Source organism: Streptomyces violaceorubidus, assembly GCF_000717995.1.
Taxonomy (GTDB): Bacteria; Actinomycetota; Actinomycetes; order Streptomycetales; family Streptomycetaceae; genus Streptomyces; species Streptomyces violaceorubidus.
In genome coordinates this window covers 252,223-272,693 of sequence record NZ_JODM01000002.1, presented here as the reverse complement: position 1 = coordinate 272,693, position 20,471 = coordinate 252,223, and the positions used below count along the sequence as shown (strand labels likewise).

Here is a 20,471-nt window from a genome sequence, read left to right as displayed (position 1 = left end):
GGCTCCCGACGGCGGCTTCCCCCGGGCACTCCGTCGTGCGGGTTGGTCGCAATGTCCGGACAATGTGACCGTCGGCCGATCCCCGGAGGCATGTGCTCCGCTTGTGTGTCGGACAATGGGGCGTTTGGGGTTCGCGGAACCCGGCCGGGATCCTGACGGACCCCCGCACGCACAGCACGGACAGCAAGAAGGGCACGGCCTCGTGGCACGGTTTCGGACATGGGTGGGCATCGCGCTGGCTGGGGCACTGTCGGTGTCCCTGGCCGGGTGCAGCAGTACCGGCGGCAAGCGCGCCGAGGACGCCCGCAAGGCCGCGTCGGCCGAGGGCAGGGCGGCGGTGGACACCCCCCGCTGGACCTTCGCGATGATCACCCACTCGGGCGACGGCGACACGTTCTGGGACATCGTCCAGAGCGGCGCCGAGCAGGCCGCGGTCAAGGACAACATCAACTTCCTCTACTCCCACGACGACGAGGCGCAGCAGCAGGCCCAGCTCGTGGACGCGGCCGTCGACAAGAAGGTCGACGGCATCATCGTCACGCTCGCCAAGCCCGACGCGATGAAGTCCGCCCTCGCCCGCGCGCACAAGGCGGGCATCCCGGTGGTCACGGTGAACTCCGGCTCCGAGGAGTCCAAGAAGTTCGGCGCCCTCACCCACATCGGCCAGGACGAGACGATCGCGGGCGAGGCCGTGGGCGAGGAACTGAACCAGCGCGGTCGCAAGCAGGCGATCTGCGTGCTCCACGAGCAGGGCAACGTCGGCCACGAGCAGCGCTGCGACGGAGTGGAGAAGACCTTCGACGGCAAGGTGCAACGGCTCTACGTCAACGGCACCAGCATGCCCGACGTGCAGTCCGCCATCGAGGCCAAGCTCCAGACCGACAAGTCCGTCGACGCCGTCGTCACCCTCGGTGCCCCCTACGCCGACACCGCCGTCAAGGCCAAGCAGGGCGCCGGGAGCAAGGCCGAGATCGACACCTTCGACCTCAACGCCAAGGTGGCCGCCGGACTCGAGGACGGCACCCTCGGCTTCGCCGTCGACCAGCAGCCCTACCTCCAGGGCTACGAGGCCGTCGACCTGCTGTGGCTGTACCGGTACAACGCCGACGTCCTCGGCGGCGGCCGTCCGGTGCTCACCGGGCCGCAGATCATCACCAAGGACGACGCCGCCGCCCTCGCCGACTACACCGAGCGGGGCACCCGGTGAACGCCACGCAGGTGAAGCAGGCCGACGAACGGCTTGTGCAGACCTCCGCGCTGCGCAAACTCCTCGGCCGCCCCGAGCTGGGCTCCGTCGTCGGCGCGATCGCCGTCTTCGTCTTCTTCGCGTTCTTCGCCGACAGCTTCCTGCGCGCCTCCAGCCTCAGCACGGTGCTCTACGCCGCCTCCACGATCGGCATCATGGCCGTCCCGGTGGCGCTGCTGATGATCGGCGGCGAGTTCGACCTGTCCGCGGGGGTCATGGTCACCTCCTCGGCGCTGGTGTCCTCGATGTTCAGCTACCAGATGACCGCCAACGTCTGGGTCGGCGTCGGCGTGTCGCTGCTGGTCACCCTGGCGATCGGCGCCTTCAACGGCTTCATGCTCACCCGCACCAAACTCCCCAGCTTCATCATCACGCTGGGCACCTTCCTCATGCTGACCGGCCTGAACCTGGGCTTCACCAAGCTCATCGACGGCACCGTCTCCACCAAGTCGATCGCCGACATGGAGGGCTTCCCCTCCGCCCACGACGTCTTCGCCGCCACGATCACCGTCGGCGGCGTCGGCCTCAAGGTGACCATCCTGTGGTGGTTCGCCCTGGTCGCCGTCGGCAGCTGGATCCTGCTGCGCACCCGCGCCGGCAACTGGATCTTCGCGGTCGGCGGCAACAAGGACGCCGCCCGCGCGGTGGGCGTCCCGGTCACCAGGACCAGGATCGGCCTCTACATGGGCGTGGGTTTCGGCGCCTGGATCTCCGGCCAGCACCTGCTCTTCTCCTACGACGTCGTCCAGTCCGGCGAGGGCGTCGGCAACGAGCTGATCTACATCATCGCGGCCGTCATCGGCGGCTGCCTGATCACCGGCGGCTACGGCAGCGCCGTCGGCTCGGCGGTCGGCGCGTTCATCTTCGGCATGACCAGCAAGGGCATCGTCTTCGCCGAGTGGAACCCCGACTGGTTCAAGTTCTTCCTCGGAGCGATGCTGCTCCTCGCGACCCTGCTCAACGCCTGGGTCCGCAAGCGCGCGGAGGCCACCAAGTGACGCAGACCAAAAGCCGTACGGCACTCGTCGAGCTGTCCGGCGTCAGCAAGAACTACGGCAACGTCCGCGCCCTCGAAGGCGTGTCCCTGGAGGTCCACGCCGGGGAGATCACCTGCGTGCTCGGCGACAACGGGGCGGGCAAGTCCACCCTCATCAAGATCATCGCCGGACTGCACCAGCACGACGGCGGCACGCTGAGCCTGGACGGCGAGGAGACCCGCCTATCCTCCCCGCGCGAGGCCCTGGACCGCGGCATCGCCACCGTCTACCAGGACCTGGCCGTCGTCCCCCTCATGCCGGTCTGGCGCAACTTCTTCCTCGGCTCCGAGCCGCGCAAGGGCGTCGCCCCGTTCAAGCGCATGGACGTCGACCACATGCGCCGCACCACCCACGCGGAACTCCTGCGCATGGGCATCGACCTCCGCGACGTCGACCAGCCCATCGGCACCCTCTCCGGCGGCGAGCGCCAGTGCGTGGCGATCGCCCGCGCGGTGTACTTCGGCGCGAAGGTGCTGGTGCTGGACGAGCCGACGGCGGCACTGGGAGTGAAGCAGTCAGGTGTGGTCCTGAAATATGTGGCGGCGGCACGCGACCAGGGCCTGGGTGTCGTACTCATCACCCACAACCCGCACCACGCGTACCTGGTGGGCGACCGCTTCGTGCTCCTGAAGCGCGGCACGATGGTGGCCCAGCAACTGCGTGACGAGGTCACGCTGGACGAGCTGACCCAGCAGATGGCCGGTGGAACAGAGCTGGACGACCTACGTCACGAACTGGAACGCCCCTGAGGGGCGCGGGGACCTGCGCGACCAGCCACGATGAACCCGCACCCGGCAACGAACCGTCCAACCCACCCCCTGTCCCATTCGGCACCCGGCGGAGCCGTGCGGCACAATCGCACCCGATGAGCACCTACCGCGACTTCACCGCCCCCATCGGCTCCCGCCGTGCCCCGGTTCTGCGCACCGTGGGCACGAGGGAACGCCGCTCGCACCTCACGGCACCCCGCGTGCCCACGGTCGGCATCGACATCGGCGGCACGAAGGTCATGGCGGGTGTCGTCGACGCCGACGGCAACATCCTGGAGAAGCTCCGCACGGAGACCCCGGACAAGTCCAAGAGCCCGAAGGTCGTCGAGGACACGATCGTCGAGCTGGTCCTGGACCTCTCCGACCGGCACGACGTGCACGCCGTCGGCATCGGAGCGGCCGGCTGGGTCGACGCCGACCGCAACCGCGTGCTGTTCGCCCCCCACCTGTCCTGGCGCAACGAACCCCTGCGCGACCGCATCGCCGGCCGGCTCGCCGTACCCGTCCTGGTGGACAACGACGCCAACACCGCCGCCTGGGCCGAGTGGCGCTTCGGCGCCGGCCGCGGCGAGGACCACCTCGTCATGATCACGCTCGGCACCGGCATCGGCGGGGCCATCCTGGAGGACGGCCAGGTCAAGCGCGGCAAGTACGGCGTCGCCGGCGAGTTCGGGCACATGCAGGTCGTCCCCGCCGGCCACCGCTGCCCGTGCGGCAACCGCGGTTGCTGGGAGCAGTACAGCTCGGGGAACGCGCTGGTCAGGGAGGCCCGCGAGCTGGCCGCCGCCGACTCGCCGGTGGCCTACGGGATCATCGAGCACGTCAAGGGCAGCATCGGCGACATCAGCGGCCCGATGATCACCGAGCTGGCCCGCGAGGGCGACGCCATGTGCGTCGAGCTGCTCCAGGACATCGGACAGTGGCTCGGCGTCGGCATCGCCAACCTCGCCGCGGCCCTCGACCCGTCCTGCTTCGTGATCGGCGGTGGTGTCAGCGCCGCCGACGACCTGCTGATCGGCCCCGCGCGCGACGCCTTCAAGCGCCAGCTCACCGGCCGCGGCTACCGCCCCGAGGCCCGCATCGTCCGCGCCCAGCTCGGCCCCGAGGCCGGCATGGTGGGCGCCGCCGACCTGGCCCGGCTCGTCGCCCGCCGGTTCCGCCGGGCCAAGCGGCGCCGGGTGGAGCGCTACGAGCGCTACGAGCGGTACGCCGAGGCCCGCCGCACGCCCGGGGAGTCACTGTGACGGAAGCCCTGCCCCACCAGCCCGGCCCCCCGGAACCGACCGGCCCCGCGGCGGAGGGCCGCCGGCACATGATCCGCCGCCGCGCGCTCACCCTGCTCATCATCGTGCTGCTCATCGGCGTCCCCGCCGGCTACCTCGCGATCTCCGCCGGCCAGAGCCGTGACAGCGGCCGGGAGAAGGAGGCGAAGTACGCGGCGACCGGCATGACCGAGGGCTGGCCCTCCAAGCTGCAGCGCCGCATCTACGAGGTGCCCGTCCCGGTCCCGTCCGAAGAGGTCGCGTACTACGAGACGAACAACTGGAAGACCAGCCGGCTCTACGTCCAGTTCGAGACGACCGCCGCCGGCCTCGACGTCTTCCTGGCCGGGCTGGGCGTCGACCGGGACGCGCTGAAGAAGGACAGGATCGCGATCAGCGACCGCGCCCAGCGGGTCACCGGCTGGGAGTTCGCCGGATCCGGCTCCTGGTGGGGCGTCGTCAACGAGCAGGCGGACCCGGCGCCGACCCAGGACGTCGTCGTGAACATGGACGATCCGGACTACCCGATGGTGTACGTCGTCTCGCACACCGTTCCGTAGGGCCCGGCGGGCTCCGGGCTCCGGGCCCGGCGGTCCGGCCGCCGGAGCCGATTGTCAGACCCCGCCCGTAGAGTCGAAGACATCTGGTCGAAGACAGTTGGTCGAAGACAGCTGGTCGACGACTTCTGGTCGACGACCAGAAGTGATCGGGCAGACGGGCGGGAGGTGACAGGACGTATGAGCGACGTGGTCGTGACGGAGACGGGGCGGGCCGAGGTGCCGACGGCGTCCGTCCCCCTGCGGCTGGCGGCCGTCTTCCTGCCCGCGCCACTCCCGCGTGAGGGACGGATCGCCTTCTGGGACCCCGACGGCGGCCCGGTCGTCGGGCAGGCGGACGACGACCGGAGCGCTGGCCCGACGGAGCTGACCGTCGTACGGCGGCACGGCGCCGGGGTGCGGCGCGGGACCGCGCCCGCGCTGTCGCTGCCGCTCGCCGAGGCGCTGCCGCTGCTGGTGCGCGCCCGGCACGACCCGGCCGCCCACCCGGCCACCGCCTGTTGGGGCGCGGCGGCCCTGCACGCCCTGCGGCTCACCGCGCGCGGCCGGCTGCTGCCCGGCCTGACGGCGACCGGACACGACGCCTGGCGGGCCGGTCCGCTCGACCCCGACGACATCGCGCACCTGCGGGCCGTGGCCGCCGCCCTGCCCCCGCAGGGCCACGCGGTCCCGCTCGACGGCCCCGGCCCGATCCGGCTGCCGGAGCCGGAAGCGCTGGTCCGCGCGTTCCTGGACGCCGTCGCCGACACCCTGCCCCGCACCGCCGCCGCACCCCACGCCGTGGGCCGGCCGTTCGCCGCGGGCGGGGCCCAGCACCTGCCCGACGCCCAGGACTGGGCCGCGGAGGTCGCCGCCGGCATGGACGCGGGCGTGCGGATCTCGCTCCGCCTGGACCTGTCGGCGTACGACCTGTTCGACCGGGACGGCGAGGACGCCCCGGGCGGAGGCGGCGAGGGCGGCCCGCGCAACGCCGGGGCGGCGGTCGTCCAGGTGCACAGCCTCGCCGACCCCACCCTCGTCGCCGACGCGGCGGACCTGTGGTCGGGGACGGCCGACGCCGCGTTCGGCACCCGCGCGCGCGTGGACACCGCCCTGGCGGTCCGGCGCGCGGCCCGGGTCTGGCCGCCGCTGGACCGGCTCACCGAGCAGGACGTGCCCGACGTGCTGGCCCTGTCCGAGGAGGAGGTCACCGACCTGCTGGGGGTGGCGGCCGGCCGGCTCGCCGCCGCCGGGGTCGCCGTGCACTGGCCCCGCGACCTGGCCCAGGACCTCACCGCGACCGCCGTGATCAGGACCGCGCCCGGTTCCGCGACCGACGGCACGGGCTTCTTCGAGAGCGAGGACCTCCTCCAGTTCCGCTGGCAGCTCGCGATCGGCGGCGACCCGCTCACCGAGACCGAGATGGACGCCCTCGCCGAGGCGCACCGCCCCGTCGTCCGGCTCCGCGACCGGTGGGTGCTGGTCGACCCCGCGCTCGTCCGCCGGGCCCGCAAGCGCGACCTCGGCCTGCTCGACCCGGTCGACGCCCTCTCCGTCGCCCTCACCGGCAGCGCGGAGGCAGACGGCGAGACGGTCGACGTGGTGCCCGTCGGCGCGCTGGCCGCCCTGCGCGACCGGCTCACGGCAGGCGTGCGCCCCGCCGCCCCGCCGCCCGGCCTGCACGCCACCCTGCGCGACTACCAGCTGCGCGGTCTGGCCTGGCTCGACCTCATGACCTCGCTCGGCCTCGGCGGCTGCCTCGCCGACGACATGGGCCTCGGCAAGACCGTCACCGTCATCGCCCTGCACCTGAAACGGGCCCGCACCGAACCGACCCTGGTGGTCTGCCCGGCCTCCCTGCTGGGCAACTGGCAGCGGGAGATCAACCGGTTCGCGCCCGGCGTCCCGGTCCGCCGCTTCCACGGACCCGACCGCACCCTCGCCGCACTGACGGGCGGGTTCGTCCTCACCACCTACGGCACCATGCGGTCCGCCGCCGCGACCCTGGCCGAGCAGCCCTGGGGCATGGTCGTCGCGGACGAGGCCCAGCACGTCAAGAACCCGTACTCGGCGACGGCGAAGGCCCTGCGCACGGTCCCGGCCCCGGCGCGGGTGGCCCTGACCGGCACACCCGTGGAGAACAACCTCTCCGAGCTGTGGGCGCTGCTCGACTGGACCACCCCCGGGCTGCTCGGCCCCCTGAAGTCCTTCCGCGCCCGGCACGCCCGCGCGGTGGAGAACGGCGAGGACGACCAGGCGGTGGACCGCCTCGCCCGCCTCATCCGCCCCTTCCTGCTGCGCCGCAGGAAGTCCGACCCGGGCATCGTCCCCGAGCTGCCGCCGAAGACCGAGACCGACCGCCCCGTCCCGCTCACCCACGAACAGGCCGCGCTGTACGAGGCGGTGGTGCGCGAGTCGATGCTCGCCATCGAGGAGGCCGAGGGCATGGGCCGGCGCGGACTCGTCCTCAAGCTGCTGACCTCGCTGAAGCAGATCTGCGACCACCCCGCGCTGTTCCTGAAGGAGGAGCATCCGCCGGGCGGCTCCGACCGGATGACCGCGCGCTCGGGCAAGCTCGCCCTGCTGGACGAACTGCTGGACACGGTCCTCTCGGAGGACGGCTCGGCGCTGGTCTTCACGCAGTACGTCGGCATGGCCCGCCTCATCACCTCCCACCTCGCCGCCCGCGCGGTCCCGGTCGACCTGCTGCACGGCGGTACGCCGGTGCCGGAGCGCGAGCGGATGGTGGACCGCTTCCAGAGCGGGGCGACCCCCGTCCTCGTGCTGTCCCTGAAGGCCGCCGGCACCGGCCTCAACCTCACCCGCGCCGGCCACGTCGTGCACTTCGACCGCTGGTGGAACCCGGCGGTGGAGGAGCAGGCCACCGACCGCGCCTACCGCATCGGACAGACCCAGCCGGTCCAGGTCCACCGGCTCATCACCGAGGGCACGGTCGAGGACCGCATCGCCGAGATGCTCCAGTCCAAGCGGGCCCTGGCCGATGCCATCCTCGGCTCCGGGGAGTCGGCCCTCACCGAACTGACGGCCCGTGAGCTGTCCGACCTCGTGTCCCTGCGGAGGCCGTCATGACCCCCCGGCCCGCCGACGAGGCCCGCCGCGCCCTGCGGGAGGCACGCGAGCGGGGGGAGGCGACGGGCGCGGACGCGGAGGCGGGCACGGGTGCGGACCGTGGGCCGGCCGCACCGCCGCCGTCCCGGGCCCCGTCCCGGGCCCCGTCGGCTCCGGCCCGCGGGCAGGAGGGCGGCCCGGGCCGGGAGCAGGAGGGGGACACCCCGCAGGACACCCCACCGCGCCCCGGTGACATCGCCCGCGCCGCGCTCCGCAGCGCACGCACCGCTCGGCGGGCGGCGGAGCAGGAGCCCGCGGACACCCCTGACGCGCGGCCGGACGCCTCCCACGACTCCGCCCTCTCGGCCGAGCAGGACGCCGCCCACGCCTCCGACGCGCCACCGCCGGGTCCGCGGAACCCTGCGCATCGGGCCGGTGCGGCGCCCCTGACAGACCGGGACCTCCTCGGGGAACGGGCCGACCGGACGACCTCGCCCGACCAGGCAGCCTCGGCCGCCTCGGGTGGCCCGGGACCCGTGGGGGAACCGCCAGCGGCTCCGGGGAAGCGGACCGGCGGGTCCGACGGTGTGGTCGCACGGGAGGGCTCGGGCCCGCCGGACGGCTGGGGCGGGTCGATGGGTCGGTCCGACGGTGTGGCCGTACCGGACGGTTCGCGCACGCTGGACGGTTCGGGTGGGTCGGTGGGCCGGTCCCAGGGCGTGGCCGTACCGGACGGCTCGGGCGCGCCGGAGGGTTCGGGTGGGCTGGTGGGTCGGTCCGACGGTGTGGCCGTACCGGACGGTTCGCGCACGCTGGACGGTTCGGGTGGGCTGGTGGGCCGGTCCCAGGGCGTGGCCGCACCGGACGGCTCGGGCACGCTGGACAGCTCGGGTGGGTCGGTGGGTCGGTCCGACGGTGTGGCCGTACCGGACGGCTCGGGCCTGCCGGATGGTTCGGGCGGGCTGGTGGGCCGGTCCCACGGTGTGGCCGCACCGGACGGTTCGCGCACGCCGGACAACTCGGGCGCGCCGGAGGGTTCGGGTGGGCTGGTGGGCCGGCCCCACGGCATGGCCGCACCGGACGGCTCGGGCGCGCCGGACAGCTCGGGTGCCACAGACAGCTCGGCCCCGCCGGACGGCCGAGGCGCCCCCGGTGGGGCGGCGCTTCCTGGCGGGGCGGTGCTCCCCGGTGCCGTGGGCGCAGGGGGTGCCCGGCCGGCGGACGTGGCGCGAGAGGCGTTGCGGGCGGCGCGTCGGCGGGCGCAGGTGGACGCGGCGTTGGAGGGCGGGTCGGCCGAGGGCGCGGTGCCCGCGCGGCGGTCCTCGCGTCCGGCCGGTCGTCAGCGCCGGGCGGGCGGTTCGGGCACCGCCGACGCCCGTGCCCGTGCCGTACGGGACTTCGCCGCGGGTGCGTTCCGGCTGCCCCCGGAGGCGGACCCGGTCGAGGAGGCCCCGCCCGCCGGGGAGCCGGCCGGCGGATCCGCCGCCGGGGGCCGGGCGGTGGCGCACCCGGAGCCGGACCCCTCGCGCGGGGCGGCACCCGCCGCCGAAGCCGCTCCCACCTCCCCCGAAGCCGGGCACCCGTCCCGCCCGGAAGGTCCAGGACCCGACGCCGAGTCCCCACACCCGCGCCACCCCCGGCCTCCCCGGCAGCCCCGGCAGCCGTCGGCGGGGCAGGGCAGGGCCCACACCGGACCGCCCGCGCAGCCACGCGCACCCGGTTCGATGGCGGCCCCGGACCGTGACGGCGATCTCCGGCGCACCTTTCCCGCGCTGCCGCCCCGGGAGGCCGGGGGCGAGGGCTTCGCCGGCACGTGGTGGGGAAACGCGTGGGTGACGGCCCTGGAGGAGGGCGCTCTGGACGCCGCCCGGCTGGAGCGCGGGCGCGGCTACGCGGAGCGGGGACACGTCGACGCCATCACCGTGACGCCCGGGCTGGTCCTCGCCTACGTGCAGGGCAGCCGCGCCCGGCCGTACCGCGTCCAGGTGCGGCTGCGGACACTCGGCGAGGCCGACTGGGACCGGTTCCTGGACGCCGCCGTCGAACGGCCCGGGCACATCGCCGCCCTCCTCGACAAACAACTTCCGCACTCCCTGGCCGACCTGGCCGACCGCGGCGTCCCGCTGCTCCCCGGGCCCGGCGACCTCACCCCGCAGTGCAGCTGCCCCGACTCCGGCCACCCCTGCAAGCACGCCGCCGCCCTCTGCTACCAGACGGCACGTCTGCTCGACGCCGACCCCTTCGTCCTGCTCCTGCTGCGCGGCCGGGGCGAACGCGCACTGCTCGACGCCCTCTCCCGGCGGAACGCGGCCCGGGCGGCGCGCGCGGCCCAAGACCGCGGACCGGCGCCCCTGCCCGGCGTCCGGGCCGGTGCGGCGCTCACCCCGCGCGCCCTGCCGCCCCTCCCGGCACCGCTGCCCGCGCCCCCGCACCCCGAACAGCCACCGGCCTACCCGGCCGCCCCGGGCGGCCCCGACCCGTTCGCGCTGGACCAGCTGGCCACCGACGCGGCCGCCCGCGCCCACGCCCTGCTCACCACGGGCCGGGACCCGGTCGGCCAACTGACGCTGTGGCAGGACGCCGTCCGCCTTGCCGCCGCGCGCCCCGGATCCGGTCTCACCGCGGGCACCCGCGCGCTCTACGCGTCCCTCGCCTCGGCCGCCGGGCGCGACACGGCGGCGCTGGCGCGGGCCGTCGCCGCCTGGCGGCAGGGCGGACCGGAGGGCCTCGACGTACTGGAGGAGCCCTGGGACCCGCCGGCCGGCCGTTTCGACCGCGCCCGCCCCCTGCTGCTCGCCGCCGACCTCCCCGCCTTCCGCCCCTGGCGCAACCGCCTCACCCACCCCCGGGGTCATGTCCAGCTCAGACTCGGCCGGGCCGGGCTGTGGTACGCGTACGAGTCGGAGCCCGGCCGCGAGGACTGGTGGCCGCGCGGCACACCCGACCTCGACCCGGTCGGCGCCCTGACCGGCCTGGGCACCCGAGACGATCTCTGACCCACGCCGACCGCCGGGCGCGAAGGGGGCGTTGTCTTCCGCCTGCCGGATGTATAGCCTCACCCATGGCATGTGACATTGCACAGTGAGGTGCGTGCGCGGAGGAGGAGCCGGTTGACCCTGAAGGTCGTCGTCGTGGGCGCGGGAGTCGTCGGAGCCGCCTGCGCCTTCCACGCCGCCTCGGCGGGGCTGGACGTCACGGTCACCGACCGCGGACCCGTCGGCGCCGGGACGACGAGCCGAGGGGAGGGCAACGTCCTCCTCTCCGACAAGGAACCCGGCCCCGAACTCGACCTGGCCCGGCTGAGCCGCACGCTGTGGGACGAGGTGGGCGGGGAGTTGGGCCCCGACACCTTCGAACTCGAGGCGAAGGGCGGCCTGGTCGTCGCGAGCGGTCCCGAAGGCCTCGCCGCGCTTCAGGAGTTCGCCGCCCGGCAGGAGGCGGCGGGGGTCCGCGCCGAGCGGGTCGACCGGGTGCGGGACCTCGAACCCCACCTCGCTCCCGGCCTCCCCGGCGGCGTCCACTACCCGCAGGACGCGCAGGTCCAGCCGGTGCTGGCGGCGGCCGCGCTGCTGCGGGCCGCCGTACGGCACGGCGCGCGCTTCCGCCAAGGCGAGGTGGCCGGGGCGGTGACCGGCCGGGACGGCCGCGTCACCGGCGTCCGGACGGCCGCCGGTGAGGTGCTGCCCGCCGACGCCGTCGTCAACGCCGCCGGGACCTGGGGCGGCGAGGTCGGCCGTCGGCTCGGCGCTCCCGTCGAGGTGCTGCCGCGCCGCGGCTTCGTCCTGGTGACCGAACCGCTGCCGCCGATGGTCCGCCACAAGGTCTACTCCGCCGACTACGTCGCGGGCGTGGCCTCGTCCGACGCGGGGCTGGAGACCTCGTGCGTCGTGGAGGGCACCCGCGGCGGCACGATCCTCATCGGCGCCAGCCGGGAACGGGTCGGCTTCGACACCACGATGAACACCGCCGTGGTCACCAGGCTCGCGGCGCAGGCGTGCCGGCTCTTCCCCTTCCTGCGCGGCGTTCACCTGATGCGCGCCTACCGCGGATTCCGGCCGTACTGCCCGGACCACCTGCCGGTGGTGGGCCCCGACCCGCGCGTGCCGGGCGTCGTCCACGCGTGCGGTCACGAGGGGGCGGGGATCGGCCTCGCGCCCGCGACCGGCGCGCTCGTGACGGCGCACCTGCTCGGCCGCCCCTGGCGCGGCGCCGATCCGGCCGCCCACACCGGTCTTCTTCCCGACCGCTTCCTGACTCCCGGAGGTGCGCCCCAGTGAGCGAGATCGTCGTCGACGGCGACCCCCTGCCGTTCGTCGAGGGACAGACCGTAGCCGCGGCGCTCGTGGCCTCGGGCCGCCTCGCCTGGCGCACCACCCGCGTCGGACACCGCCCGCGCGGCGTGTTCTGCGGCATCGGCGTCTGCTTCGACTGCCTCGTCACCGTCGACGGAGCCCGCGGACAGCGCGCCTGCCTGGTGCCGGCCCGGACGGGCATGACCGTCACGACCCGGGAGGGCGACGATGAGTGAACCGGCGGACCTCGTCGTAGTCGGCGCGGGCCCGGCGGGCATGGCCGCCGCGGCCACCGCGCTGGCCGGGGGAGTGCGCGTCGTCCTGCTGGACTCCCAAGCGGCCCTCGGCGGTCAGTACTGGCGGCACCCGCCGGAGCACGCGCGGGCGTTGGTCGCGACCGACGACCTGCACCACGGACTGCGCCGGTACCGCGCCCTGTGCCAGGCGCTGGCGGCCCACCGGACGACCGGCCGGCTCGACCTGCGCCTGGGACACCACGCGTGGTCCGTGGTCCGCGAGGACGACGGATTCGCGGTGCACGCCGTCGACCGCCGCGAGGCACCACGGGAGACCGCCCTCGTCCTGCGGGCGCCCAGGCTCCTGGTCGCCACCGGCGCCTACGACCGTCAACTGCCCTTCCCCGGATGGGATGTGCCCGGGGTGCTGACCGTCGGCGGCCTGCAAGCGCTGCTCAAGGGCGGCGGAGTGGCGGCCGGGAGCCGGGTGGCGCTGGGCGGCACCGGCCCGTTCCTGCTGCCGGTCGCCGCCGGTCTCGCGGCGCGCGGCGTCGAGGTCGTCGCGGTGTGCGAGGCCGCCCACCCGCGGGCCTGGCTGCGGCACCCCGGCCCGCTGCTGCGCAACCCCGGCAAGTGGGCCGAGGGAGCCGGGTACGCCGCCGCGCTCCTGCGCCACCGCGTCCCCGTCCGCCCGCGCACGGCGATCGTCGCCGCGGCGGGCGGTGCACGCGTGACCTCGGTGCGGATCGCCTCGCTGGCGCCGGACGGCAGCCCGCGCCCGGGTACGGAGCGACGCGTCGAGGTCGACGCCGTCGGCGTCGGCTGGGGCTTCGCGCCCCAACTCGACCTGCTCGTCCCCCTCGGCTGCGCCCTCACGGACTCGGCGGACGGCAACGCGGTCGTCGCGGTCGACGGGGGCCAGCGCACCACCGTCCCCGGTGTCTACGCCGCGGGGGAGACCTGCGGCGTCGGCGGGGCGGCCCTCGCGGTGAACGAGGGCCGGCTGGCCGCCCGGTCGATCCTCGCCGACCTGGGTGCCGGCCCCCTGCCGGTGAACGGCCGCCCGGCCGCGCCGCGTTCGGCGGTGACCCGGCAGCGGGCCTTCGCCCGGGCGATGGCCCTGGCCCACCCGCTTCCTCCCGCCTGGCCCTCGTGGCTGACCGACGAGACGGTCGTGTGCCGCTGCGAGGAGGTGAGCGCCGGGGCGATCCGCACCGCCCGCGCCGAGGGCGCCCACGACCACCGGCAGGTCAAGCAACTGACCCGGGCCGGCATGGGCTGGTGCCAGGGCCGGATGTGCGGACCGGCCGTGCACTGCCTCACGGCGCGAGGGCGGGCGTACGAGCCAGCGGAACGACTCGTCGCGACGCCCGTCACCCTCGGGGCGCTCGCCGACCTCGACGAAACACCGCCTGCACCGCCTGCACCACCCGTACCGCCGGTACCGCCCGCATCGACGGCCGACGGGGAAACCGACAAGGAGTGTCCATGAGCGAGACCCGCAAGCCCTGGCACGGCGTCATCGTCGCGACCAGCCTGCCGTTCAACGACGACCTCTCGGTCGACTTCGCCGCCTACGGCGAGAGCGTCGCCCACCTCGCCGAGCAGGGGATGCACGGCGTCGCGCCGAACGGCTCCCTGGGCGAGTACCAGACCCTCACGTACGAGGAGCGCGACCGTGTCGTCGAGACCGCCCTGGCCCACGCCCCGGAAGGGTTCACCGTCATGCCGGGCGTCGGCGCCTACGGCGGTCGCGAGGCCGAGCGGCACGCCCGGTTCGCCAAGGACGCGGGCTGCCAGGCGGTCATGTGCCTGCCGCCCAACGCCTACCGCGCCGACGACCGCGCGGTGCTCGAACACTTCGAACGGGTGGCCTCCGTGGGCCTGCCCGTCACGGCGTACAACAACCCCATCGACACCAAGGTGGACCTGCGCCCCGACCTGCTGGCCAAGCTGCACGCCGAAGGGTTCATCGTCGGGGTCAAGGAGTTCTCCGGGGACGTCCGGCGCTGCTACGAGATCTCCGAGCTGGCCCCCGGCCTCGACCTCATGATCGGCACCGACGACACCGTGCTGGAGGTCGCCGTCGCCGGGGCCAAGGGCTGGGTCGCCGGGTACCCGCAGGTCTTCCCCCGGGCCTGTCTCGCGCTGTACGAGGCGTCCGTCCGGGGCGACCTGAAGACCGCGCTGCCGCTCTACCGCCAACTGCACCCGGTGCTGCGGTGGGACAGCAAGACGGAGTTCGTCCAGGCCATCAAGCTCGGCCAGGAGATGACCGGCCGCCGGGGTGGTGCCTGCCGCCCGCCGCGGCAGCCGCTGGCCCCGGAGACGGAAGCCGTCGTACGGGCCGCCACCCAGGCCCTCCTCGACGCCGGGGTGAACTGACGATGCGCTCGACGGTCTGCTACCACGCCGTCGACTCGCACACCGAGGGCATGCCCACCCGCGTGATCACGGGCGGTGTGGGCGTCCTTCCCGGCGCGACGATGTTCGAGAAACGGCAGCGCTTCGTCGCGGAACGCGACCACCTGCGCACCCTCCTCATGTGCGAACCGCGCGGGCACGCCTCGATGTCCGGGGCCATCCTGCAACCGCCCACCCGGCCCGATGCCGACTACGGCGTGCTCTTCATCGAGGTCTCCGGCTGCCTGCCGATGTGCGGGCACGGGACCATCGGGGTGGCGACGGTCCTCGTCGAGACCGGGATGGTGGAGGTGACCGAGCCGGAGACCCTGGTACGGCTCGACACCCCCGCGGGACTGGTCACGGCCCGGGTGCGGGTGCGCGAGGGCCACGCCGAGTCGGTCACCCTGGAGAACGTCGCCTCGTACTGCCACGCCCTCGACCAGGTCGTCGACGCCCCCGGACACGGGGCGGTGCGCTACGACATCGCCTACGGCGGCAACTTCTACGCCTTCGTCCGCACCGACGACCTCGGCATCCCCTTCGATCGGGCGCACAAGCAGCCGCTGCTCGACGCCGGGCTGGCCGTCATGGACGCGATCAACAAGCAGAACCCGGTGTCCCACCCGGAGAATCCGGAGATCGACGTGTGCCACCACGTCTACCTGGAGGCCCCCGGCTCCAGCGCGCGGCACTCACGGCACGCGATGGCGATCCATCCGGGCTGGTTCGACCGGTCTCCCTGCGGCACGGGCACCAGCGCACGGATGGCGCAACTGCACGCCCGCGGTCTGCTGCCGGTCGGTCAGGACTTCGTCAACGAGTCCTTCATCGGCTCCCGGTTCGTCGGGCGGGTCCTCGGGGAGACGACGGTCGGGGACCGCCCGGCGGTCCTGCCCTCCGTCACCGGCCGCGCCTGGATCACCGGCACCGCGCAGTACCTGCTCGACCCCGCGGACCCCTACCCGGCGGGCTTCACTCTCTGACGGACCCGGCGATGCCGTCCGCCCAGAGCGTGCGGACGTGCGCGAGATGGCGGCGCATGCACTCCTCGGCCTCCCGGCCGCGGCCGGCCACCATCAGATCCAGCAGGTCGACGTGCTCCTGGGCCGAGGCGACCAGCCGCCCCGCCTCGTCGAGGCTGCCCAGCCCGAACAGGCGGGAACGCTTGCGCAGGTCGGCCACCACCGCCACCAGGTGGTGGTTGCCGGCCAGGCCCAGCAGTTCGAGGTGGAAGCGGTGATCGGCTTCCAGGTACGTGAGGACGTCGTGCTCGCGGGCCGCGGTGACGATCTGCCGCGCCAGCGGCCGGAGCGCCTCCAACTGCTCGGGGGTCGCGGTCGCGGCGACGCGTCCCACGGTGGGAACCTCGATCAGCGTCCGGATCTCGGTGAACTCGTCGAGGTCCCGCTCGGTCATCTCCGTGACGCGGAACCCCTTGTTGCGCACCGCTTCGACCAGCCCTTCCTTGGCCAGGTCCAGCATGGCCTCGCGCACCGGGGTGGCGGAGACGCCGAGTTCCGCGGCCAGGGTGGGGGCGGAGTAGACGACACCGGGACGCAGGTCACCGGCGATGAGGGCGGCCCGCAGCGCGTCGGCGACCTGATCGCGCAGATGGGTCTGGACGGAGATCGCCTGGGACTTGAGATGCGGCATCCGTGCTCCTGCGTCCGACCAGCCAATTGGCCCTCACCATACAATGTCACGTTGCGCCGAAGACGGGCCGCGCGATGTCCGGTTCTCGACCGTCCGCGGTAAATGCCTGGACTGCGCACCCCGTCCGACGGGAGACTTCCGGCTGCCGAACTTCCGGGAGTGTGATGGGGACAACAGACACGCGAGGACCGGCGCCGGGCAGGAGCGCGGTCCTCCTCGCACTGCGCCACTACGGCCGGGAACTGCTGCGACTTCGACGACAGGCCCTGCCCGCGCTGCTGCTGCCGGCCGTGGGCAACATCGGCATCCGCTACGTCGCCCCGCTGCTGATCGCCAAGCTGGCCGGACAGGCCGCCGACGAGGGCGGTCTCGCCCTCGGCCCGGCGCTGCCGTACGTGCTGGGCTTCGGGGTGACGCTGCTGCTCGCCGAGACCGTCTGGCGGATCGGGCAGCACTGCCTGAACCGCGTGGAGGCCCTCGGCATGGAGCACCTGTACGTGAGCGGCATGGACGAACTCCTCGCCAAGGACGCCGCGTTCTTCCACGACAACTTCGCCGGCTCCCTCACGAAGCGGGTGCTCAGCTTCGGCAAGCGCTTCGAGGACTTCGTCGACACCATGACGTACCGGATCGTGGGCAGTCTTGTGCCCCTGGTGTTCGGGGCCGTGGTGCTCTGGAGCTACGAACCGATGCTCGTCGTCGGACTGTTCGTCATGATCGCGTTGACGGTGGTGACTGCGACGCCGCTGATCCGCCGTCGGCAACGGCTCGTCAACGAGCGGGAGGCGGCGATCGCCCGCGTCTCCGGCCATGTAGCCGACAGCCTCATGAACATGGAGACCATCCGCGCCTTCGCGGCCGAACCCCGGGAGGCCGGCGAACACCGCAGCCGGGTCGCCGAATCCCGGCGCCTGACCCTGAGATCCTGGGACTACGGCAATCTGCGCGTGGACACCCTGATCGCGCCCATGTCCGTACTGACCAACGTGCTGGGCCTGTTGGTCGCCCTCGCCTTCGGCGGTCCCGGCCAGGGGGTGGAGGAGGTCGTCGTCGCCTTCACCTACTACTCCAACGCCACCCAGATCATGTTCGAGTTCAACCAGATCTACCGCCGGCTGGAGAGCTCGATGACCGAGGCCGCCCAGTTCACGGAGCTGCTGCTCGACCCACCCACCGTGCTGGACGCCGAGGCGCCCGAACCCCTCGCGCCGAGGGACACCGGGATCCGCTTCGAGGCGGTGACCTTCGCCCACCAGGGTGCGAAGCCGATCTTCCGGGGACTCGGCCTCGACGTGCCCGCGGGCGCCCGGATCGGCCTGGTCGGCAGGTCCGGCGGCGGCAAGACCACGCTCACCCGACTCCTGCTGCGGATGTCGGACGTCGACCACGGCCGCATCCTGATCGGCGGCCAGGACATCAGCCGGCTGCGCCAGGCCGACCTGCGCTCCCTGATCGCCTACGTGCCGCAGGAACCCGCCATGTTCCACCGCAGCCTGCGGGACAACATCGCCTTCGCCCGGCCGGGCGCCACCGACGAGGAGATCCTCGCGGCGGCAGCCGCCGCGCACGTCACGGAGTTCGCCGAGCAGCTCCCCGACGGCTTCGGCACCCTGGTGGGGGAGCGCGGGGTGAAGCTGTCCGGCGGTCAGCGCCAGCGCGTCGCCCTCGCCAGGGCCGTCCTGCGCGACGCCCCGATCCTGCTGCTCGACGAGGCGACCAGCGCCCTGGACTCGGAGAGCGAACTCCTCGTCCAGGACGCCCTGTGGCGGCTGATGGACGGACGCACGGCCCTCGTGGTCGCCCACCGCCTGAGCACCGTCGCCGGCATGGACCGGCTCGTCGTCCTCGACCGCGGACGCGTCGTGGAGCAGGGCACCCACCAGGAGCTGCTCGCGACGGACGGCGCCTACGCCAGGCTCTGGCAGCACCAGTCGGGCGGCTTCCTGGGCGAGAGCGACGAGTCGCCGAGGGACGAGACGCCGAGGGACAAGTCCGAGAGCGGCGAGTCGGTCGGCGACCGGACCGGGTCGGCCCTGGAACGCCCGGTTGCCTGACCCCGACACCCGTGGCCGTCAGTCGGCGTACGAAAGGCCGTGCCCCATGGGGAAGAGGACCCGGGACGGGTCGTCGGCCCGCCGGACGGGCACGGGCAGCCTGCCCCGCGGCTCGGCCCGGCCGGCGATCACCCGGGCGGCGGCCCGCAGTTCGACCTCGGTCCAGCAGTAGGAGACCAGCGAGGCCGGGACGCCGCCGAGGTGGGCGATGTCGTAGGGGTTGCGCACCGCGAGGTGGACGACGGGGACGCCCGTCGCGCACAGCCGGGACACCAGGGTGCGCTGGGCGCTGGTGGCGCCGACGTTGTCCGTGGTGACGACCACCGCGTCCCGTCCCCGTGCGGCGGCCACGGCCTCGTCGATCTTCGCCGCGTCGGGTTCCCGGCCGGTGGCGAGGTGGGTGGCGCGGTGGCCCAGCTCCTCGAACGCCCTGGCCAGCTCGGGCACCGTGGTGCGGGTGTCGTCGGTCGGGAAGGCCGGGCTGGCGCCGGTCACGAGCAGCTTCCGCCGTCCGCGGCGCAGCGGGAGGGCCTGGCCCTCGTTGACCAGCAGGGTGGTGGTGCGCTCGGCGATCCGGTCGGCGGCGAGCCGGTGCCCGCGGGCGCCGACGACGCGGTCGACCTCCCTCGGGGAGGTGTAGGGGCTGCCGTCGAGCAGGCCGGTCCTGTCCTTGAGCCGCAGGATGCGCAGGACCGACTCGTCGAGCCGGTCCTCGGTGATCTCCCCGCCGCGCACCGCGGCCAGGACACCGTGGTAGGCGACGTCGATGTCCGGCGGGAACAGCAGTTGGTCGGCTCCGGCCAGGAGGGCGAGGACGGGCACGCGGTCGTCGCCGTACTTGGTGCGCACACCGGCCATGTTGAGGGCGTCGGTGACGATGACGCCGTCGAAGCCGAGTTCGTCGCGGAGCACGCCCTGGAGGATCGCGGGCGACAGGGTGGCCGGTTCGTTGCTGGGGTCGAGGGCGGGGACCTGGAGGTGTGCGGTCATGATCGAGTCGACGCCGGCGGCGATCGCGGCCCGGAAGGGCGGGGCGTCGACGCGGTCCCACTCCTCGCGGGTGTGGGTGATCACCGGCAGCCCGGTGTGGCTGTCCTGTCCGGTGTCCCCGTGGCCCGGGAAGTGCTTGGCGCAGGCCACCACGCCGGCTTGCTGGTACCCCGTCACCTGGGCCGCCACCATACGGCCCACCTCGCGGGCGTCGGCGCCGAAGGAGCGGACGTTGATGACGGGGTTGGCCGGGTTGACGTTGACGTCGGCGACCGGGGCGAAGTTCTGACGGATGCCCAGGGCGGCGAGTTCGGTGCCCGAGATCCGCCCGGCGGTGCGCGCGTCGGAGGTCGAGCCGCCCGCGCCGAGCGCCATCGCACCCGGCAACTGGGTGGCGCCGCTGCCGATGCGGACGTTGGCCCCGTGTTCCTGGTCGATGGAGATCAGGCAGGGAACGGGGGTGGGCAGGGCGAGCGAGGCCCGCTGCACACCGTCGGACAACTCCGCGACCTGGCGGGGGTCCTGGATGTTGTTCGTCCAGCCGGAGAAGTAGATGACCCCGCCGAGGTGGTACTTGGCGATCAGCTCGGCCACGGTGCGGACGCCGAGTTCCCTGAGATTGCGCTCCTGGTCGAACGGGCTGGGTGAAGTCGCCGACGTACCGTAGAAGTACGGGACGAACAGCTGGCCGATCTTCGCCTCGACGCTCATCCTGGAGAGGATCTTCTTGAGGCGGTGGTCGCGCCCGTGCGCGGCCGCGGGGGCGGCCGTCACCCCCACGGCTCCCGCCGCGCTCGCGGCGACGACGGTCGCGGAGGCGAGGACGGTCCGTCTGGTCAGACTCCGGTCCTGCATGCGGACATGCTCCTTCCAGCCTTGCTCGTCAAGGGAGTTGAAGGAAACTTGAAGGACTCCGAACA

General features: G+C 73.8%; 15 protein-coding genes. 13 read left to right on the top strand and 2 right to left on the bottom strand.

Annotated features, from left to right (window positions below; genetic code table 11):
* Nucleotides 1-202 precede the first annotated feature (202 nt).
* The 12 genes from IE94_RS0105145 to IE94_RS0105090 all read left to right on the top strand — a co-directional run bounded on the left by IE94_RS0105145 (nt 203) and on the right by IE94_RS0105090 (nt 15,837).
* Entirely contained in the window at nt 203-1,207 is a 1,005-nt protein-coding gene (locus IE94_RS0105145) for a sugar ABC transporter substrate-binding protein (RefSeq protein ID WP_030178784.1), read from the top strand.
* A complete protein-coding gene (locus IE94_RS0105140; protein ID WP_030178781.1) occupies nt 1,204-2,244 on the top strand; it encodes an ABC transporter permease in 1,041 nt (346 codons plus the stop codon). Before IE94_RS0105145 ends, IE94_RS0105140 begins: the two co-directional genes overlap by 4 nt.
* Entirely contained in the window at nt 2,241-3,032 is a 792-nt protein-coding gene (locus tag IE94_RS0105135; protein ID WP_030178779.1) for an ATP-binding cassette domain-containing protein, read from the top strand. Before IE94_RS0105140 ends, IE94_RS0105135 begins: the two co-directional genes overlap by 4 nt.
* Nucleotides 3,033-3,148: 116 nt before the next feature.
* The gene (locus IE94_RS0105130) at nt 3,149-4,297 is read left to right on the top strand and encodes an ROK family glucokinase (RefSeq protein ID WP_030178772.1); all 1,149 of its coding nucleotides are present in this window, start codon (nt 3,149-3,151) and stop codon (nt 4,295-4,297) included.
* Nucleotides 4,294-4,875 carry a hypothetical protein gene (locus IE94_RS0105125; RefSeq protein WP_030178769.1) on the top strand — a complete coding sequence of 194 codons (582 nt, stop codon included), beginning with the start codon at nt 4,294-4,296 and terminating at the stop codon, nt 4,873-4,875. Before IE94_RS0105130 ends, IE94_RS0105125 begins: the two co-directional genes overlap by 4 nt.
* A gap of 177 nt (nt 4,876-5,052) precedes the next feature.
* Nucleotides 5,053-7,941 carry a DEAD/DEAH box helicase gene (locus IE94_RS0105120; RefSeq protein WP_030178766.1) on the top strand — a complete coding sequence of 963 codons (2,889 nt, stop codon included), beginning with the start codon at nt 5,053-5,055 and terminating at the stop codon, nt 7,939-7,941.
* Nucleotides 7,942-8,987: 1,046 nt separating this feature from the next.
* A complete protein-coding gene (locus tag IE94_RS0105115; RefSeq protein WP_245235189.1) occupies nt 8,988-10,916 on the top strand; it encodes an SWIM zinc finger family protein in 1,929 nt (642 codons plus the stop codon).
* A gap of 120 nt (nt 10,917-11,036) precedes the next feature.
* Nucleotides 11,037-12,197 (top strand): NAD(P)/FAD-dependent oxidoreductase, encoded by a 1,161-nt coding sequence (locus IE94_RS0105110; RefSeq protein WP_030178761.1) that lies wholly within the window; start codon nt 11,037-11,039, stop codon nt 12,195-12,197.
* Nucleotides 12,194-12,448: a (2Fe-2S)-binding protein gene (locus IE94_RS0105105; RefSeq protein ID WP_030178758.1), complete on the top strand. Its 255-nt coding sequence runs from the start codon at nt 12,194-12,196 to the stop codon at nt 12,446-12,448. The genes IE94_RS0105110 and IE94_RS0105105 overlap by 4 nt, the downstream gene beginning before the upstream one ends.
* The gene (locus tag IE94_RS0105100) at nt 12,441-13,940 is read left to right on the top strand and encodes an NAD(P)/FAD-dependent oxidoreductase (RefSeq protein WP_030178755.1); all 1,500 of its coding nucleotides are present in this window, start codon (nt 12,441-12,443) and stop codon (nt 13,938-13,940) included. The genes IE94_RS0105105 and IE94_RS0105100 overlap by 8 nt, the downstream gene beginning before the upstream one ends.
* Nucleotides 13,937-14,833, top strand: coding sequence for a dihydrodipicolinate synthase family protein (locus IE94_RS0105095; RefSeq protein ID WP_030178752.1), 897 nt, complete (start codon nt 13,937-13,939; stop codon nt 14,831-14,833). The genes IE94_RS0105100 and IE94_RS0105095 overlap by 4 nt, the downstream gene beginning before the upstream one ends.
* Before the next feature lie 2 nt (nt 14,834-14,835).
* On the top strand, nt 14,836-15,837 hold the full coding sequence (locus IE94_RS0105090; RefSeq protein ID WP_030178750.1) for a proline racemase family protein: 1,002 nt from the start codon (nt 14,836-14,838) through the stop codon (nt 15,835-15,837).
* Here the strand turns inward: IE94_RS0105090 and IE94_RS0105085 are convergent.
* Nucleotides 15,827-16,507 carry a GntR family transcriptional regulator gene (locus tag IE94_RS0105085; RefSeq protein ID WP_030178747.1) on the bottom strand — a complete coding sequence of 227 codons (681 nt, stop codon included), beginning with the start codon at nt 16,505-16,507 and terminating at the stop codon, nt 15,827-15,829. The genes IE94_RS0105090 and IE94_RS0105085 overlap by 11 nt on opposite strands.
* A gap of 164 nt (nt 16,508-16,671) precedes the next feature.
* On the opposite strand from IE94_RS0105085, the gene IE94_RS0105080 reads away from it, so the two are divergent.
* Nucleotides 16,672-18,561, top strand: coding sequence for an ABC transporter ATP-binding protein (locus IE94_RS0105080; RefSeq protein WP_245235181.1), 1,890 nt, complete (start codon nt 16,672-16,674; stop codon nt 18,559-18,561).
* Between the two features lie 18 nt (nt 18,562-18,579).
* On the opposite strand, the gene IE94_RS0105075 is transcribed toward IE94_RS0105080, so the two are convergent.
* Nucleotides 18,580-20,406, bottom strand: coding sequence for a glycoside hydrolase family 3 protein (locus IE94_RS0105075; protein WP_030178741.1), 1,827 nt, complete (start codon nt 20,404-20,406; stop codon nt 18,580-18,582).
* Nucleotides 20,407-20,471: the final 65 nt, after the last annotated feature.